General features: G+C 66.2%; 1 pseudogene. It reads right to left on the reverse strand.

Going from position 1 to position 2673, the window contains the following annotated elements:
• Positions 1–2673: pseudogene (locus POF53_RS25815) on the reverse strand (hypothetical protein); the annotation flags it as partial.

Here is a 2673-nt window from a genome sequence, read left to right on the forward strand (position 1 = left end):
CTCACCCTGCTGGCTGTAGATCAGGCCATCGCTCGTGTTGCTGAGCGCCCCGCTGCTGTTGAGCACGAGCGCGCCATTGGCGGCCAGGGTGCCGCGCTGGCTGTTGTCGATGCTGCCAGCCAGCACCTTGAGCAGACCCTGGCTGGCGATCTGGCCAGCCTGGTTGTCGACCAGCCCGGCGCGCTGGATCAGCAGGTCCTTGCCGGCGAACAGCGTGCCCTTGCGGTTGAGAAAATCGCCGAGCAGGTCGAGGGTCAGGGCGCCCTGGGCCGCGAGGTTGCCGTCGTTGTTGTTCAGGCTCGCGGCGTTCAGGCCCAGGTCCTGCCGGGTGGCCACGCGACCGCCGTGGTTGTCGAGGGCGCCAGCGCTGATGACCAGTTTTTCACCGGCATCAATCAGGCCGCCTTCATGGTTGTCCAGGGCCGCCGTGATGGTCAGCTGCTGGCCGCTGCCGCTGGACAGGATGCCCTTGGCGCTGTTGTCCAGGCTGTCGGCCTTGACCTCCAGGCGCTGCTGGGCGACCAGCGCGCCGCCGTCACTGTTGCGCAAGGCGCCGGCCACGGTCGCCTGCACGGCGCCGGAACGGCTCGACAGGGTGCCTTGCTGGCGGTTGTCCAGGCTCTGGCCGGTAACGGTCAGCCCCTGCCAGCCCGAAACCAGGCCGTTGCGGTTGTCGATGGCGCCGCTGGTGATGCTCAGCGCCTGCTCGCTGATCAGCTTGCCGTCACGGTTGTCCAGCTCGCTGACGTCCAGGCGCAGGGCCTGGGCGGTGGAGATCTCGCCGCCCTGGTTGACGAGCTTGGCCAGGTTGGCGAGGGTCAATGGGCCGGCGGTGGTGATCAGGCCGGCGCCGTTGTCCAGGTCGGCGCCGAGCAGGTCCAGTGCAAGGCTGCTGCCGAGCAGTTTGCCGCCGTGGTTGTCCAGGCCCTTGCTGGTGAGTGTGAGCGCGTCCTTGGCTTCGATGCGGCCGCCGTCGCGGTTGCTCAGCACACCGGCATGAACCTCCAGCGACTGGCCGCCGATCAGGCCCTTGAGGTTGTCCAGGCGCTGGCTGATCTGCAGCAGCAGGCGCTGGTCACTGAGCAAACGGCCATTGCCGTTGTCGAGTTGCTCGGCGGCGACGGTGAACGCTTGCGCGCTGGAGATCTCGCCACCCTGGTTGGCCACGGTCTTGAGATTGTTCAGCAGCAGCGACGGGGCATTGATCAGGCCGCCACGGTTATCCAGGTGGCCATGGCTCAGGTCGAGGTTCACCGAAGTGTCACTGAACAGCTTGCCACCCTGCTGGTCGAGGCCGGTCACCGTTGCACTGAGTGCTTCACGGCTACCGACTCGGCCGCCGTCGCGATTGTCCAGTTGACCAGCATGCAGATCGAGGGTGCGGTTGCTGCTGATACTGCCCTGGCGGCTGTTGTCCAGGTGGCCGGTGGTAATGGTCAGCGCGCCCTTGCTGGCAATAACGCCCTTGTCGGTGTTTTCCAGGCTGGCGCTGGCCAGGGTGATGTCACCGTCGCTCAGCAACTCGCCACCCTTGTTGAGCAGCGCGCCTGCCGTGGTCAGCTTCAAGCTGCCGGCGCTATCCAGTTTGCCAGTGCTGTTGTCCAAGCTTTGCGCAGCCATCACCAGCTGGCCCTCGGCGCTGATCAGGCCGAGGCGGTTGAGCGCCGCGCCGGTCAAGGTCAGGGTCATGTCCCGCTGGCTGGTCAGGCGGCCACCGTCGTTGTCCAGGGTCAGACCGGTCAGGGTCAGACCGGTCTGGGCCTCGATACGCGCCTTGTTGCGGTTGAGCAGTGCCTGCAAGGCGAGGGTCATGCCGGTGCCAGCGACCAGCAGGCCGCCGTCGCTGTTGTCCAGCGAAGTGCCGGTGAGTGCGACAGCGGCCTTGCCGGTGATCTCGCCGCCACGGTTGTCGATCCGATCGACGTCCAGAGTCAGGGCACCGTTGCTGCCGAGCAGCCCTGACTCACGGTTGTCCAGCTCGCCACCCTTGATCCGCAACTGCTCCAGGCTGACCAGCGAACCCGCAGTGTTGAGCAGTGTGGCGGCCTCGATCTCGCCGCGGCCCTTGCCGGAGATCTTGCCCTTGCTGTTGTCCAGGGTCTTGGCGTCGAGCTTCAGCGAGGTGTCGCCTACCAATGTGCCCTGGCGATTGTCCAGGCGATCATCAATAGCCACGACCAGGCTGGAGCGGCTGCTGACTTCACCTTCGCGGTTGTCCAGGCTGGCGGCACGCAGGTCCAGGCCCTTGGCCGAGACCAGCCCCTTGGTATTGTCCAGTGCCTGGGCGATACGCACCGTCAAGGCCTGGTCGCTGATCAGCTTGCCCTGGCGGTTGTCCAGCGTCGTGGTGACGAGGGTGAAACCTTGCGGGCTGGAAATCTCGCCCCGCTGGTTGTCGACACTGCCGAGGTTGTTCAGCACCAGCAGCGGAGCCTTGATCAGGCCATGGTTGACCAATGCGCCCTGGCCCAGGTCGAGGGTGATCGAGGCCTTGCTCAGCAGGCGCCCGGCCTGCTGGTCGAAGCCGGTGGCGGTCAGGCTCATTGCGCCATCGCTGTCGATGCGGCTATCGCTGCCCGCATTGTTGACCTGGCCGGCCTTGATGGTCAGGCGGTCGTTGCCGACCACATGCCCGCTGTCGCGGTTGTCCAGCGTGCCGGTGGCGATGTCCAC

Origin of the sequence: Mitsuaria sp. RG, from assembly GCF_028369275.1 — a bacterium.
Classification (GTDB): Bacteria; Pseudomonadota; Gammaproteobacteria; order Pseudomonadales; family Pseudomonadaceae; genus Aquipseudomonas; species Aquipseudomonas peradeniyensis.